Source organism: Arthrobacter sedimenti, assembly GCF_042652025.1.
Lineage (GTDB): Bacteria > Actinomycetota > Actinomycetes > Actinomycetales > Micrococcaceae > Arthrobacter > Arthrobacter sedimenti.
Genome location: NZ_JBHSDQ010000001.1, coordinates 726,299 through 740,633, shown reverse-complemented (window position 1 = coordinate 740,633; position 14,335 = coordinate 726,299). Strand labels below are relative to the sequence as shown.

Genomic DNA, 14,335 nt, shown 5'->3' with positions numbered 1-14,335 from the left:
ATGCACGCCTGACTTGTCGTCGGTAACGCGAAAACTCAAGACTTAACCGCCGGGTTGACCTCGGACTTCGTAATGGCACCCTCGGAGTTGCCCCAGCCGTCCAGGATCTTCTTGTAGGAGCCATCTTCCATCAGCTTGGTGACGGTCTTCTGGATGACCTCTGCCCAGGCGGTGTCGGCCTTGGCCACGGCGATGCCCTGCGGAGCGGAATCGTAGACGTCGCCCAGCTTCTCCAGCTGGCCGTTGGTCTGGGTCAGGGCGTAGCCGATGATGGGAGAGTCGGCGGCCATGGCGTCGATGCTGCCGTTGACCAGGCGCGTGGTGACGTCCGTCTGGTTCTTCAGGGTGACGATGTCGATGGGCTTCTTGCCGTCAGCCACGCACTTCTTGTTGCGGTCGGACAGGTCCGGGTCCTCCTGGACGGTGCCGGTCTGCACGCCGATGGACTTTCCGCACACATCATCCAGGGAGAACTTGTTGGGGTTGCCCTTCTTGACGGCCCACGCGGTGCCTGCGTTGAAGTAGCTGACCATGTTCACTGCGCCCAGTCGTTCCGGGTTGATGGTGAACGAGGAGATGCCCAGGTCGTACTTCGGGCCGAGGGCCGGAAGGATGCCGGTGAACTCCGCAGTCTGGACCTGCACCTTGAGGCCCAGGGTGGCGCCGATGGCCTTGGCGATGTCCACGTCGTACCCGACAGGAGTCTGGCCATCCGGACCAAGGAACTCGGCCGGAGCGTAGCTGGTGTCGGAGCCGACCGTGATGGTGCCCTTGGACTTGATGGCGTCCGGGACCATGGCGGCCAAGGCATCGTCCTTCTTGACCGTGCTGGGGTCGAAGCTGGTGCTGGCGCTGCCCGAAGAGGTGGCCGCGCTGGAGGGACCCGTTTCCGAGGCGTTCGTGCATGCTGAGAGGGCCAGGGCGCTGATGGCGATCATAGTGGCAGCGGTCAGCTTGGAGGTGCCCAGGAGGGTACGGGGAGTCTGCATTTCTTACCTTTTGTTGCAGGGGCTATGAGGTACTAACGCGGCTTATAGTGTAACGCTCAACAAGAGAGGTACGTCACACGCAACTAAGTTTCACTATTGGATAACTGTAGCGGGGGCAAAATCAAGCCTTCCAGAGCGGGAGCAGTCTGTCATTCCAGACTCCTACCCACGGCGTCAGTTGTTGATGCCCAACGACTCCAGCATCGGCCGGAATTTGGCCCACGTTTCGGCCAGTTCCGCCTGCGGCTGCGACCCGTCAACAATGCCGCAGCCGGCATACAGCCGCACCGTCTCGGGCGATTCAATGACGGCGCCGCGCAAGGCAATGCCCCATTCGCCGTTTCCGGCCGCATCAAGCCAGCCCACCGGTCCCGCATACGGGCCGCGGTCCAGGTGCTCGAGATTGCGGATCAGTTCACCCGCCACCAGGGTGGGGGTTCCGCAGACGGCGGCCGTGGGATGCAGGGCGTTGATCAGGGCCAGGCAGGTGGGAACATGGCCCTCCACCTCGGTGAGTTCCGCCTTGACGTCCGAGGCCAGGTGCCACACGTTGGGCAGCTCCAGGATGAACGGCTCATCGTGGGCATTCATGGCCTCGGAGAAGGGTGCCAGCTGCTTGGTCAGCGACTGGATGGCGATCTCATGTTCGTGCCGCTGCTTGTCGGAGCCGGCGAGCACCCGCGTCGCGTAGTCCATCGGGGAGCCGTCCTCGCCGTGCGCGTCGCGGCGGTCAAGGGTGCCGGCCAGCACGCGGGCCTGGGCGGTGCGGCCCTCCACCTGGATCAGCATCTCGGGCGTCGCCCCCACCAGCCCGTCCACCCCGTATGTCCAGCATTCGCGGTACCGGGCGGCGAGTTCGCGCAGGACGTCGGCGGCATGTACGCCGGAAGGAATAGTTGCCACCACGTCCCGTGCCAGCACCAGCTTCTCCAGGGCGCCCGTGCGGATTTCGGCAACCCCGGCGGCTACGGCATCCATCCAGGCTTCCTCGCTGAGCGAGCCGGTGTGCAGGGTTGCGCCAGCGGCGAGGGGGAGGGGGCGTACGACGGCGCCGCCCGCCGCGCCGGGCACGGCACCCAACGTTTCGTCCCCGTCGGAGTCCGCTGCCGCCGTCGTGCCTTCCGTGCCAGTGCGGGGAGCACTGCTGAGCCAGCGGTCCAGGGCGGCGAGGGCCGTCTCTTCGGTGAGCGGGCCGCCGTCGACCGTCAACTGGGTTAGCCACGCCTGGTTGTCCCGGACGCCCACCACGATTTCCGGCACGATCAGCCGGGACTCGTGGGCCGACGTCTTGGAGAAGGCGAAGGAGCCGAAAGCCACGGGGCCGGTGCCGGGCAACTCCACGGCGTCCGCGACCTCGGCCTCCAGGACCAGGTGCCGCCACCAGATGTCCGCCTCCAGGAAGCGGTCCGGGCCGGTCGCGGCGAAGCGCGCTATCTCGCCGAACCCCGCCAGGCCTGCTTCGCGGCGGGTCCAGCAGAGGACGTCGTCCCGTACCAGGAACGAAGGCAGCCCCCCGGGGAACGCTTTGCCATCCAGGGGGACTGTCAAGGTGCGGAACGTGCTCGTCATGATGAGACAACACTACTCCCGACGGTAATTCACAGTACTTCGCAGTAACTTTCCGCCCCTGACCGCGCCGAACCCGTGCTGGTCAGGACGGTCAGGAACATTTGAGACAATGTCATGGTGAACCGAGCATCCTTGGATAAGCGTCCGGACGAAGTAGCCACGATGTTTGACGACGTCGCACCGAAATACGACGTCGTCAACGATGTCCTGTCCATGGGGCAGACCCGCCGCTGGCGGAAGATCGTGGTGGACGCCATGGAAGTCTCCAAGGGCCAGCGGGTCCTGGACCTTGCGGCCGGAACCGGCACCTCCAGCGAGCCATATGCCGACGCCGGAATAGATGTAGTTGCCTGCGACTTCTCCCTCGGGATGCTGAAGGTGGGCAAGCGCCGCCGCCCTGACATCGACTTCGTGGCCGGCGACGCCACCAACCTGCCGTTCGCCGACAACACGTTTGACGCGAGCACAATCTCCTTCGGCCTCCGCAACGTGAACGAGCCCAAGAAGGCGCTGCAGGAGATGCTGCGCGTCACCAAGCCCGGCGGCCGCGTGGTCATCGCCGAGTTCTCGCAGCCTGTGGTTCCGCTGTGGCGCACTATGTACACCGAATACCTGATGCGCGCGCTGCCCGCGATCGCCACCAAGGTCGCCTCCAACCCGGATGCCTACGTCTACCTTGCCGAATCCATCCGCGCCTGGCCGGACCAGGACCACCTGGCCGCCTGGCTGCAGGAAAGCGGCTGGGAGAAAGTCACCTACCGCAACCTCACAGGCGGCATCGTTGCCGTGCACCGCGCGTTCAAGCCTGCCGACTCCTCGCCTGAGGGCGCTGCCGCCGCCATCGCCGCCCACAAGGGCCCGGTGGCCAAGCTGCGCCGCAACATCGTCCGCTGACCTGTGAAGGTACTGATAGTCGGCGCAGGGCCGGCCGGATCCACTGCCGCGTATTACTTGGCCAACGCCGGACTGGACGTTACGGTCCTGGAAAAGACTGCGTTTCCGCGTGAGAAGGTCTGCGGCGACGGCCTGACCCCCCGCGCGGTCCGCGAAATCCAGAAGCTCGGCCTGCCCCACCCCGAAGGTGAGGGCTGGCGCCGGAACAAGGGCCTGCGCCTGATTGCGGGCGGCCGCACCATCGAGCTGCCCTGGCCCGAGGTCTCCGACTTTCCGCAGTACGGGCTGATCCGCACCCGCCTTGGCTTCGACGAGGAACTGGCCCGGCATGCCGAGTCAGCAGGTGCCACCATCCTCGAGCGGCACAGCGTCACCGACGCCCTGGCCAACGACGGCGGCCGCGTCACCGGTGTCCGCGCAGCGCTCCTTGACGAGTCCGGACGCAAGACGGGGGAGACTCGCGACTTCAGCGCCGACGTCGTCCTCGCTGCCGACGGCAACTCAACCCGCACGTCCGTGTCCCTCGGAATCCAGAAGCGTGACGACCGTCCGCTCGGTGTCGCCGTCCGCACCTACTTCACCTCGCCGCGCACGGACGACGACTGGATGGAAGGCTGGCTGGAGCTTCCCGGCCGCGACGGCAAGCTGCTGCCCGGCTACGGCTGGGTGTTCGGCGTGGGCGACGGAACCTCCAACGTGGGCCTGGGCATCCTGAACTCATCCAAGGAGTTCGGCAAGCTGGACTACAAGCAGGTCCTGCGCGAGTGGACGGCCGGAATGCCCGCCGAGTGGGGCTTTACGCCGGAGAACCAGGTGGGGGAGATCCGCGGTGCGGCGCTGCCCATGGGCTTCAACCGTACCCCGCACTACTCGCCCGGCTTGTTGCTCCTGGGCGACGCCGGCGGCATGGTGTCCCCGTTCAATGGCGAAGGCATCTCCTACGCCATGGAGTCCGCCCGGTTTGCGGCGGAGTTCATCATCGACGCGTCCGCGCGCACGGCTGCTTCGGGCGGGACGTACGACGCCGATGCGCACCTTTCGCGGTACGCGGACTATGTGCGGGACCAGTGGGGCTCACACTTCACGCTTGGGCGGGCCTTCGCCGCCTTGATCGGCAAACCCGCCGTCATGAAGCTGGCGCTGCGGACCGGCATGCCAATTCCGGTGCTGATGCGGTTCGTGGTCCGGCTCCTTGCCAACCTCACAGACTCCTCCGCGAAGGGCTTCGAGGACCGGGTGATCCGCGTCCTGGAATCGCTGGTTCCGGCCACATCCAATACCCCACCAGCTTCGAACCAGCGGTATCCGCAACAAAAAGTTAGGGTTAACCCGTGACCAAATCCGCAGACCACAGCTGGACGCACGCCGGGCACGGCCTGCCGGACTCCGAACCCAGCCTCAACACCACCGCCATCGCCACCGGACTCCAGCTGCCGGCAGGCTTTGCAGCCATCGCGGGGGACGCCGAACTGGGCCCGGCCATCACCACCAACCTGGCCAAGGTGGAGAAGAAACTCCGTGAAGCCATCGCCAACTCGGACCCCCTCGCTGACGCAACGTCGCGCCACCTGGTGGAAGCCGGCGGCAAGCGTATCCGGCCGCTGCTGACCCTGCTCTGCGCCCACCTCGGGGACGCATCCCTGCCCGCTGTGGTGCAGGCCGCCGTCGTGGTTGAACTGACGCACTTGGCAACCCTGTACCACGACGACGTCATGGACTCCGCCCCGTTCCGGCGCGGGGCCCCCACGGCCCACGAGGTGTGGGGCAACTCCGTGGCCGTCCTCACCGGTGACCTGATCTTTGCCCGGGCCTCCATCCTGGTGTCCGAACTGGGCGGCCGGGCTCTCGGCATCCAGGCCCGGACTTTCGAGCGGCTGTGCCTTGGCCAGCTGCACGAGACCGTGGGCCCGCGGCCGGACGAGGACCCGATTGAGCATTACCTGTCCGTCATTGCGGACAAGACCGGTTCCCTGGTTGCCGCCTCCGGGCAGTTCGGTGCGATCTTCTCCGGGGCCGACGAGGCCTACGAAAACGTCCTGGTGGAGTACGGCGAGAAGGTGGGCGTGGCCTTCCAGCTGGCCGACGACGTCATCGATGTCACCGGGGTCAAGGTGAAGTCCGGCAAGTCCCCGGGAACGGACTTGCGCGAAGGGGTTCCCACCCTGCCCGTGCTGCTCCTGCGCAAGGCGGCCGCTGATGGCGACCAATCCGCCGTCGACCTCCTGAAACTGATTGACGGCGACCTGTCCTCTGACGAGGCCCTGGCCGCCGCTGTTGCCGGACTGCGGGAGCACCCCGTGACTGCCGAGTCCTGGGTGGTGGCGCGGCAATGGGCCAACGAGGCCATCGAAGCCCTGGCTCCGCTGCCTGAAGGCGTGGTCAAGGAATCGCTGTCCAACTTCGCGCTGGCCGTGGTGGACCGCGCCAGCTGATTTTCGTTCCTTGGGAGCCCGGTACCTCTGGTGATGCGCTGGAGGTGCCGGGCTTTTCCATGCCTCCAGCGTTAACGGGATAGCCCCGGTCCGCAGCAACCGAAGTTGCAGTGAACCGGGGCTATCTCTCCGTTCGCATCAGACCCGCCGGAGGCGTTTAGCGGATCCGTGAATAGCTTATGACAGGTTTGTCATAATGCGCAAGTCCTGTGTAACTGCACCTGTCAAAGACTTTTCCGAGCGCTCGCAGGTGTCCCTCGCGCAATTGCGTGACTTATGGCTGAACGGGCAGCCGTGCGCACCTCAAGGACGCGGGACTGCGTGCCTGCACGGCCCAAAAATCACGCAATTGCGCCAGCGGGCTTGGGGATGGTTATCCACATGAATGGAGTCCCCTGCTTTGTCGCAGGCTCCGCCTGGACACGATGAGGGATGGACATCTGTGACTACCTGGCCAGGCGCGCGGGAGCAGCCCGGTCACATGAACTACAAAAGGCTGGGTTTACGCGTGCCAGAGTGGGCCGCGCGGTGGCCTTGGGCCTGTTGGTGAGAGTCAGGCGGGGAGTCTACGCCCTGCCCGGCGACAATCGTGTTGCTGGGGTTTTGGCGGCGGGTGGTCGACTCACGTGTTTGTCCGCTGCTCCCGTCTACCGACTGTGGACCCTCAACGACCCGGCAGGCCTGCACCTAAGCCGGAGCCACCCCGTCCATACGTCCGGAGTCGTCGAGCACGGCCGGCCCAGGCATCCGCGGCATCCGTGGCTGCCAGTGCTGGGGCTGGCAGACGTGCTTCTGCATGCGCTGCACTGCCTGCCTGAGCTGGAGGCGCTCGTGATGGTGCAGTCGGCTGTGAGCGCCGGAGACGTCTCCCTCGATTTCCTCTACGGCCGCTGCCAGGGACGCCGCAATGGGCGTGCTCGGTCGGTTCTGGACCTGGTGATTCCCCGCGCGGACTCAGTGCTGGAGGTACTCGCAAATGTATATTTTGCCCGGGCCGGATTACGGGTTCGGCGGCATGTCTATATTCCCGGAGTTGGAGAGGTGGATTTCCTGGTCGAGGAGATCCTGGTAGTGGAGACGGATGGCTCAACCCACTTCGAGCCGAAATCCATCAAGCGGGACCAGCGGCGCAACAACCGAAGCATCATCGGGGGCTACTTGGTGTTGCGCTATTACTATGAGGACGTCATCCACCGGCCCGAGGCCATGGTCGCGGAGGTCCAGGCGGTGCTGCGGGCGTGGCGGAGGCCAACAGGCAGCGGGCGTGGCGACCAGTTTGCCTAATTTATGGGATGTTAACCGGCGAGTGCCCCTGCAAACGCAGGGGCACTCATCAAGGTCCGGTCCATAAGTGACGCATTTAGGTCAACGGAAGAAGCAGCTCCTACTCTTCCTCTTCGTCTTCCTCGAACGCCCACTCGAACATGTCGAAGACGAATTCTGAAAAGGTGCCTTCCTCGGACTTCCACTGGCCGCGGGCGTTGTTGCGGCGGTAGACGATGGGGTCTGGGACGCTGAGGTCGCCGATGCGGAAGCCCCAGGTGTACTCCTCGTCCTCGTCCTCAAGGAACATCAGGAAGCCCTCGTCATCGACTTCGAGCTCGTCCGGGTCCCAGAAGTAGTGGTAGGCCTCCATCAGGTCCTCGCAGCCGCCCAGGGCGAGGTAGAACTCGCGCAGGACCAGGGGGATCTGGAACTGGTGCTCGGCCAGGGCCTTGTCCAGCTCCTCGGGGGTCAGGCCGTCCTCTTCCTGCCATTCATCCTCGAGATACTTCGGAACAAGCGCTTTGAACTTCTCGAGGAACATGTCAGTCATGCTCATATCCTAGCCAATCCGGACCACCCCAAAATGACAGGCAGGAGAACTCTCACAGGCCCGAATCCGTCGTCCGCCGGTGCCACCCGCGCACGGCAAGGGGTGCCTGCCAGGAGCGCCGCCAGGCCAGGACGCGGAACGTGAAAACCAGCGCCGCAATGCCGGCTGCCGTCAGCACGTTGAACACGCCAAGCACCCACAGCACCGCGGTCAACGATGAACCCAGGAACGCCGGCAGCGCGTAGATGTCCTTCGGGTTAAAGAGCTCCGGCACCTCGTTGGCGGTGATGTCCCGCAGCAGGCCGCCGCCCACTGCCGTCGTCACCCCCAGCAGCACGGAAGCCACCGGGTTGAGGCCGGTGGCCAGTGCCTTGACCGTGCCGGTCATGCAGAAGAGGGCCAGGCCGGCGGCGTCGAACAGAATCAGCAGCGACGTGTATCGCTGGACACTGGAGAACAGGAAGAACACCAGCACCGTGGCCAGCAGCGGCGGCGCCAGGTAGGCCGGATTGGTGAAGGCCGCCGGAACGATGACAAGGATGACATCGCGGATCACGCCGCCGCCAAGTCCCACCAAGGAGGCCAACAGCAGCGACCCGACGATGTCGATCTGCTTCCGTGCCGCCAGCAGCGAGCCCGAGACGGCGAAGAAAAACACGCCCAGCAGATCCAGCCACACCGGGGAGTTGTCAAAGGCGAATGTCATGGGGCGTCCCGGTATTTCAAAGAGGGCGGACAGGGCGGCTCCAACGTTACGCTAGCCCCTATGAACAGCCCCATCATGATCGCCTGCGCCCATGGGACGTCCAACACACAGGGGGCCGCGGAGGTCAATGCCCTGCGCGCCGCCATCGCGGAACTGCGCCCCGGCCTTGATGTCCGCGAAGCTTACGTCGACGTCCAGCAGCCGGACCTGGTGGATGTGGTGGCGGGCCTGCCGCAAGGGGATCCGGCGGTGGTAGTTCCGCTGCTGCTGAGCGTCGGGTACCACGTCAAGGTGGACATCGCGCGGGCCGTGAAGAGCCGCCCGGGCAGTGCTGCGGCTGCCCCGCTGGGGCCCGATCCCCGTCTTGCCCAGTTGCTGGACCGGCGGCTGCGCGAGGCCGGAACCACGGACAACGACGTCATCGTCCTGGCCGCGGCAGGCTCGTCCAACCCCAACGCCGCCGTCAGCGTCGAAGAGTTGCTTGGCCAGTTGCAGCAGTTGCGGTCCAACCGGATGGTCGCCGCCTATGGTGCGTCCGCCCAGCCTTCCGTGCCCGACGCCGTCGCCATGCTTCGGGAGGAACTCGCCGGGGGTGCCGGGGCGGGGGAGTCCGCGGGAGCGGTCGACGTCGGCGGACGCGTGGTGATTGCCTCATACCTCCTGGCGCCGGGCTTCTTCCACGACCAGCTGGCCAAGGCGGGTGCCGACGTCGTCACCGAACCCCTGCTGCCGTCCCGCACGCTGGCGGAGATTGCGCTGGACAGGTACGACGCCGCCGTCGCGAAGATGCAGGAAGCCCCGGCGGAAGAGCCCGCGGCGCTCCCAACAGAAACCTCAAACCAAGCTCCCGCCGATGCACAGCAGGGTGGCCTGTTCAAGGCCGTTCGGCGTTTCGTGACGAAATATTTCCCTAGGTGACTCAGCGTTTCCGGGCCTTTGTGACGTAATTCGGGGGCGCCCTACAGTCGATGCATGACTGATACCGCTCTAGCCGGAGCGTCCGCGGACTCCGCTGCTGCCAAGCGCCCCGCCCGCCCGTCCCGCCCCGCTGCGAAGCCGCACGGACAGTGGAAGGTGGACGGCAAGACGCCGCTGAACGCCAACGAAACCTGGAAGCAGGAAGACGACGGCCTGAACGTCCGCGAGCGTATTGAGTCCATCTACGCCAAGGAAGGCTTCGACGCCATCCCCAGCCAGGACCTGCACGGCCGCTTCCGGTGGTGGGGCCTGTACACCCAGCGCAAGCAGGGGATCGACGGCGGCAAGACCGCCACGCTTGAGCCGCACGAGCTTGAGGACAAGTACTTCATGCTCCGGGTGCGGATCGACGGCGGTGCGCTCACCACCGAGCAGCTGCGCGTCATCGGCCAGATTTCGGTCGACTTTGCCCGCGATTCGGCTGACGTGACGGACCGCCAGAACATCCAGTTGCACTGGGTGGAGGTGGAGAACGTCCCCGAAATCTGGCGCCGCCTCGAAGCTGTTGGTCTGTCCACCACCGAGGCCTGCGGCGATGTGCCCCGCGTGATCCTGGGTTCGCCCGTGGCCGGCATCGCCAAGGACGAGATTATCGACCCCACCCCGCTCATCGCAGAGCTGGGGGAGCGGTTCATCGGCAACCCGATCGTGTCCAACCTGCCACGCAAGTACAAGACCGCCATCACCGGGCACCCCAGCCAGGACGTGGTCCACGAGATCAACGACATCGCACTGGTGGGTGTCCGCCACCCCGAGCTCGGTGCCGGCTATGACCTCTGGGTGGGCGGGGCGCTGTCCACCAACCCGATGCTCGGCACGCGCTTGGGCGCCTTCGTCCAGCCGGACCAGGCCGCTGATGTGTGGCTGGGTGTCACCAGCATCTTCCGCGACTACGGGTACCGCCGCATGCGCACCAAGGCCCGCCTGAAGTTCCTGCTGGCCGACTGGGGCACGGAGAAGTTCCGCCAGGTCCTGGAGGACGAATACCTGGGCTACAAGCTGGCCGACGGTCCGGCAGCGCCCAAGCCCGCCACCCCCGGCGACCACGTGGGCGTGCACGAACAGAAGGACGGCAAGTTCTTCATCGGTGCCACCCCGCTGGGCGGCCGGCTCTCCGGTTCCGGCCTGGTCAAGCTCGCCGACACCCTGGAGGCCCGCGGCTCCTACCGGCTGCGCACCACGCCGCACCAGAAGCTCGTGGTGCTGGACGTCGAGAAGGAGCAGGTGGAGCCGCTCATCGCCGAACTGGACGCCCTGGGCCTGTCCGCCCGCCCGTCCGTGTTCCGCCGCGGAACCATCGCCTGCACCGGCATCGAGTTCTGCAAGCTGGCCATCGTCGAAACCAAGATGACTGCGGCCAGCGCGGTCGCCGAGCTGGAACGCCGCCTGGCGGACCTCGCCGACTCGGGCCAGCTCCCCGCGGCACTGTCCCTGCACATCAACGGCTGCCCCAACTCCTGCGCCCGCATCCAGACGGCGGACATCGGCCTCAAGGGCATGATGCTGCCAACGCCCGACGGCGATCCCTCCCCGGGCTTCCAGGTCCACCTGGGCGGCGGGCTGGCCAACAACGACCGTGAGGAAGCCGGTCTGGGACGCACCGTCCGCGGCCTGAAGGTGTACGTCGACGACCTGCCCGATTACGTGGAGCGCGTGGTCCGCCGGTTCGTGGCCGACCGCGCCGAAGGCCAGACCTTCGCCGAATGGGCCCACGCAGCAGACGAGGAGGCACTGCAGTAATGGCAAAGCATCTCGCACCCGCGCCCGCCAAGCGCCCCACGGAAGAGCTCAAGGCCCTGGCCGAAGCCGGCGCCGCCGAGCTCGGCTGGGACGCCCCCGCCCGCGACGTGATCGCCTGGGTGGATCGGAACTTCGACCTGCCCGCGGTAGCCGTCGCCTGCTCCATGGCCGACGCCGTCCTGCCGGCCCTGGTGGCTGACCAGATGCCCGGCGTCGACGTCCTGTTCCTGGAGACCGGCTACCACTTCCCGGAAACCTACGCCACGCGCGACGAGGTGGCAGCAAACCTCCGCGTCAACGTGGTGGACGTGCTCCCGGAGACCACCGTGGAGCAGCAGGACCGGCTCCTTGGCAAGGACCTCTTCGCCCGCGACGCCGCCCAGTGCTGCGCCCTCCGCAAGGTGGCCCCGCTGCAGCGCACCCTGGCGGGCTACGAACTCTGGTTCACCGGCGTCCGCCGCGACGAGGCACCCACCCGCACCAACACCCCGCTGGTCACCTGGGACGAGAAGAACGGCCTGGTCAAGGTCAACCCCGTGGCCGCATGGACGTTCGACCAGCTGGTCCAGTACTCGGACGACAACCTTTTGCCCGTCAACCCGCTGCTTTCCCAGGGTTACCCCTCCATTGGCTGCCAGCCCTGCACCCGCAAGGTGGCGCCCGGCGAAGACCCCCGAGCCGGCCGCTGGGCAGGATCCGACAAGACAGAATGCGGACTTCACGTATGAGCACTTCACTTACCGAGGAGACCCAGGTGGCCGAGGCCGGCGTCTCAACCCGACTGTCCAGCCTGGACACCCTCGAATCCGAGGCCATCCACATCATCCGCGAGGTTGTCGCCGAGTTCGAGAAGCCGGCGCTGCTGTTCTCCGGCGGCAAGGACTCCGTGGTGATGCTGCACCTGGCCACCAAGGCGTTCTGGCCGGGAAAGGTTCCGTTCCCCGTGCTGCACGTGGACACCGGACACAACTTCCCCGAGGTCATCGACTTCCGCGACCGCACAGTTGAGCGGCTGGGCCTGAAGCTCGTTGTCGGTTCCGTGCAGGAGTTCATCGACCGCGGCGAACTCGCCGAGCGTGCCGACGGCACCCGCAACCCGCTGCAAACCGTCCCGCTGCTGGACGCCATCCAGCAGAACAAGTTCGACGCCGTGTTCGGCGGCGGCCGCCGCGATGAGGACAAGGCCCGCGCCAAGGAGCGCATCCTGAGCCTGCGCGACGAGTTCGGCCAGTGGGACCCGCGCAACCAGCGCCCCGAGCTGTGGAACCTGTACAACGGCCGCCACACCGTGGGCCAGCACGTCCGTGCGTTCCCCATCAGTAACTGGACGGAGCTGGACATCTGGCGCTACATCGAGCGCGAGAACATCGAGCTGCCCGGCCTGTACTACGCCCACGAGCGCGAGGTTTTCGCCCGCGACGGCATGTGGCGTGCGGTGGGCGAAGTGTCCCAGCCGCGTGAGGGCGAGGAAATCATCACCAAGACCGTCCGCTACCGCACCGTGGGGGACATGTCCTGCACCGGCGCCGTGGAGTCCAACGCCTTCACGGTGTCCGACGTGGTGGTTGAAGTTGCGGCCTCCACCCTGACCGAACGTGGCGCCACCCGCGCAGATGACCGCATCTCCGAGGCCGCCATGGAAGACCGCAAGAAGGACGGGTACTTCTAATGACCACCGAAACTGTTTTGTCCGGCTCCGCCGGTGGCCTGGAAACAGCCCTGCCCACCACGCTCTTCCGCTTTGCCACGGCAGGATCAGTCGACGACGGCAAGTCCACTTTGGTGGGCCGCCTCCTTCATGATTCCAAGGCGATCCTCGCGGACACCCTCGACGCCGTCGCCCGCACCTCCGCGGACCGGGGCTTCGGTGGCGAAAAGGGCGGGATCGACCTGGCGCTGCTGACCGACGGCCTGCGTGCCGAGCGGGAACAGGGCATCACCATCGACGTGGCCTACCGCTACTTTGCCACCGACCAGCGCAGCTTCATCCTGGCCGACTGCCCCGGGCACGTGCAGTACACCAAGAACACGGTGACGGGCGCGTCCACTGCGGATGCCGTCGTCGTCCTCATTGACGCCCGCAAGGGTGTCCTGGAGCAGACCCGCCGGCACCTGTCCGTGCTGCAGCTGCTGCGCGTGGCGCACGTGATCGTGGCCGTGAACAAGATCGACCTGGTGGACTTCAGCGAGTCCGTATTCCGCGACATCGAAGCCGACGTGCAGCAGGTGGGCCGCGAACTGGGCCTGGGCCGGGATGAATTCAACGCAGGCGGCATCACGGATCTCACGGTCATCCCGGTGTCCGCGCTCGACGGCGACAACGTAGTGGAGCGCTCCGAGCGCACCCCCTGGTACACGGGGCCCGCGCTGCTGGAGGTCCTCGAAACCCTGCCCGCCGCCGACGAACTCGAAAGCCATCTGGAAAGCTTCCGCTTCCCCGTGCAGCTGGTCATCCGGCCGCAGGGCGCCCTGGCACCCGACGCCGTCGCCGCCGGACTGGATGCCGAGGCCTACCGTGACTACCGCGCGTACGCCGGCCAGATCACCGAAGGCTCGGTGAAGGTGGGGGACCCGGTCTCCGTGCTGACGCCGGGCCAGTCGCCCCGCACCACCACCGTGGTGGGCATCGACTTCGCCGGTGCATCCCTGGAGGAAGCCGCCGCCCCGCAGTCGGTGGCCATCCGGCTGGCCGATGAGTTCGACGTCGCCCGCGGCGACACCATCGCTGCTGCCGGCACGGTTCGGGAAGCCTCAGCCGACCTCTACGCGGCGCTTTGCTGGCTCTCGCCCAAGCCGCTGCGCGAAGGCCAGAAGGTTCTGGTCAAGCACGGCACCCGCACCGTCCAGGCGATGGTCCGCAGCGTCTCCGGCAAGCTGGACCTGTCCACCTTCAAGCTTGAGGGCGCTTCCAGCCTGGAGCTCAACGACATCGGCCACGCGCAGCTCCGGCTCGCCGCGCCGCTGCCGCTGGAGAACTACCTGCACCACCGCCGCACCGGCGCGTTCCTGGTGATCGACCCGCTGGACGGCAACACTCTGGCCGCGGGCCTGGTCAAGGACCACCCGGGCGACCACGAGGACGAGCGCTACAGCATCTAGTCCTCACCCGAATCGCCGGAACAGTGCCGGACCGCCGTATCGTTACGGCTATTCCGCACCGTTCCGGCGATTACGCGCCTCTGCGGTAATCCGCACAATAAACCGCAGACGT

General features: G+C 66.4%; 13 protein-coding genes. 9 read left to right on the top strand and 4 right to left on the bottom strand.

The features are described 5' to 3' along the window. Positions 1-35: 35 nt before the first annotated feature. On the bottom strand, positions 36-989 hold the full coding sequence (locus ACFO0G_RS03420; RefSeq protein WP_286398448.1) for an ABC transporter substrate-binding protein: 954 nt from the start codon (positions 987-989) through the stop codon (positions 36-38). Positions 990-1,163: 174 nt separating this feature from the next. Continuing rightward, a complete protein-coding gene (locus ACFO0G_RS03415; protein ID WP_286398446.1) occupies positions 1,164-2,558 on the bottom strand; it encodes an isochorismate synthase in 1,395 nt (464 codons plus the stop codon). 117 nt (positions 2,559-2,675) lie between these two features. On the opposite strand from ACFO0G_RS03415, the gene ACFO0G_RS03410 reads away from it, so the two are divergent. The 4 genes from ACFO0G_RS03410 to ACFO0G_RS03395 all read left to right on the top strand — a co-directional run bounded on the left by ACFO0G_RS03410 (position 2,676) and on the right by ACFO0G_RS03395 (position 7,168). Next, positions 2,676-3,452 (top strand): demethylmenaquinone methyltransferase, encoded by a 777-nt coding sequence (locus ACFO0G_RS03410; RefSeq protein ID WP_286404532.1) that lies wholly within the window; start codon positions 2,676-2,678, stop codon positions 3,450-3,452. Between the two features lie 3 nt (positions 3,453-3,455). Beyond that, a complete protein-coding gene (locus ACFO0G_RS03405; protein ID WP_286398444.1) occupies positions 3,456-4,787 on the top strand; it encodes a geranylgeranyl reductase family protein in 1,332 nt (443 codons plus the stop codon). Further along, positions 4,784-5,884 (top strand): polyprenyl synthetase family protein, encoded by a 1,101-nt coding sequence (locus tag ACFO0G_RS03400; RefSeq protein ID WP_286398442.1) that lies wholly within the window; start codon positions 4,784-4,786, stop codon positions 5,882-5,884. Before ACFO0G_RS03405 ends, ACFO0G_RS03400 begins: the two co-directional genes overlap by 4 nt. A 432-nt stretch (positions 5,885-6,316) precedes the next feature. Continuing rightward, entirely contained in the window at positions 6,317-7,168 is an 852-nt protein-coding gene (locus tag ACFO0G_RS03395; protein WP_286398440.1) for a type IV toxin-antitoxin system AbiEi family antitoxin domain-containing protein, read from the top strand. Between the two features lie 100 nt (positions 7,169-7,268). On the opposite strand, the gene ACFO0G_RS03390 is transcribed toward ACFO0G_RS03395, so the two are convergent. Then, positions 7,269-7,700, bottom strand: coding sequence for a hypothetical protein (locus ACFO0G_RS03390; protein WP_286398438.1), 432 nt, complete (start codon positions 7,698-7,700; stop codon positions 7,269-7,271). Positions 7,701-7,752: 52 nt separating this feature from the next. After that, positions 7,753-8,406 (bottom strand): trimeric intracellular cation channel family protein, encoded by a 654-nt coding sequence (locus ACFO0G_RS03385; RefSeq protein ID WP_376976419.1) that lies wholly within the window; start codon positions 8,404-8,406, stop codon positions 7,753-7,755. 60 nt (positions 8,407-8,466) lie between these two features. On the opposite strand from ACFO0G_RS03385, the gene ACFO0G_RS03380 reads away from it, so the two are divergent. Genes ACFO0G_RS03380 through ACFO0G_RS03360 form a run of 5 tightly spaced genes read left to right on the top strand, consistent with a single transcriptional unit; the run spans position 8,467 to position 14,223 of the window. Beyond that, positions 8,467-9,324 (top strand): sirohydrochlorin chelatase, encoded by an 858-nt coding sequence (locus tag ACFO0G_RS03380; protein WP_376976418.1) that lies wholly within the window; start codon positions 8,467-8,469, stop codon positions 9,322-9,324. A 54-nt stretch (positions 9,325-9,378) separates the two neighbouring features. Further along, the gene (locus ACFO0G_RS03375; protein WP_376976417.1) at positions 9,379-11,124 is read left to right on the top strand and encodes a nitrite/sulfite reductase; all 1,746 of its coding nucleotides are present in this window, start codon (positions 9,379-9,381) and stop codon (positions 11,122-11,124) included. Then, entirely contained in the window at positions 11,124-11,852 is a 729-nt protein-coding gene (locus ACFO0G_RS03370; protein ID WP_286398433.1) for a phosphoadenylyl-sulfate reductase, read from the top strand. Before ACFO0G_RS03375 ends, ACFO0G_RS03370 begins: the two co-directional genes overlap by 1 nt. Next, on the top strand, positions 11,849-12,793 hold the full coding sequence (gene cysD, locus ACFO0G_RS03365) for a sulfate adenylyltransferase subunit CysD (protein WP_376976416.1): 945 nt from the start codon (positions 11,849-11,851) through the stop codon (positions 12,791-12,793). The genes ACFO0G_RS03370 and cysD overlap by 4 nt, the downstream gene beginning before the upstream one ends. Continuing rightward, complete coding sequence (locus tag ACFO0G_RS03360) at positions 12,793-14,223, top strand: sulfate adenylyltransferase subunit 1 (RefSeq protein ID WP_376976415.1); 1,431 nt, start codon at positions 12,793-12,795, stop codon at positions 14,221-14,223. Before cysD ends, ACFO0G_RS03360 begins: the two co-directional genes overlap by 1 nt. The last annotated feature ends 112 nt before the right edge of the window (positions 14,224-14,335 follow it).

What these genes read in the sequence shown, in the direction of transcription:
- ACFO0G_RS03360 (WP_376976415.1), top strand. Translation starts at nt 12,793, where the DNA reads ATGACCACCGAAACTGTTTTGTCCGGCTCCGCCGGTGGCCTGGAAACA.
- ACFO0G_RS03390 (WP_286398438.1), bottom strand. Translation starts at nt 7,700, where the DNA reads ATGACTGACATGTTCCTCGAGAAGTTCAAAGCGCTTGTTCCGAAGTAT.
- ACFO0G_RS03385 (WP_376976419.1), bottom strand. Translation starts at nt 8,406, where the DNA reads ATGACATTCGCCTTTGACAACTCCCCGGTGTGGCTGGATCTGCTGGGC.
- ACFO0G_RS03375 (WP_376976417.1), top strand. Translation starts at nt 9,379, where the DNA reads ATGACTGATACCGCTCTAGCCGGAGCGTCCGCGGACTCCGCTGCTGCC.
- ACFO0G_RS03420 (WP_286398448.1), bottom strand. Translation starts at nt 989, where the DNA reads ATGCAGACTCCCCGTACCCTCCTGGGCACCTCCAAGCTGACCGCTGCC.
- cysD (WP_376976416.1), top strand. Translation starts at nt 11,849, where the DNA reads ATGAGCACTTCACTTACCGAGGAGACCCAGGTGGCCGAGGCCGGCGTC.
- ACFO0G_RS03380 (WP_376976418.1), top strand. Translation starts at nt 8,467, where the DNA reads ATGAACAGCCCCATCATGATCGCCTGCGCCCATGGGACGTCCAACACA.
- ACFO0G_RS03370 (WP_286398433.1), top strand. Translation starts at nt 11,124, where the DNA reads ATGGCAAAGCATCTCGCACCCGCGCCCGCCAAGCGCCCCACGGAAGAG.
- ACFO0G_RS03415 (WP_286398446.1), bottom strand. Translation starts at nt 2,558, where the DNA reads ATGACGAGCACGTTCCGCACCTTGACAGTCCCCCTGGATGGCAAAGCG.
- ACFO0G_RS03395 (WP_286398440.1), top strand. Translation starts at nt 6,317, where the DNA reads ATGGACATCTGTGACTACCTGGCCAGGCGCGCGGGAGCAGCCCGGTCA.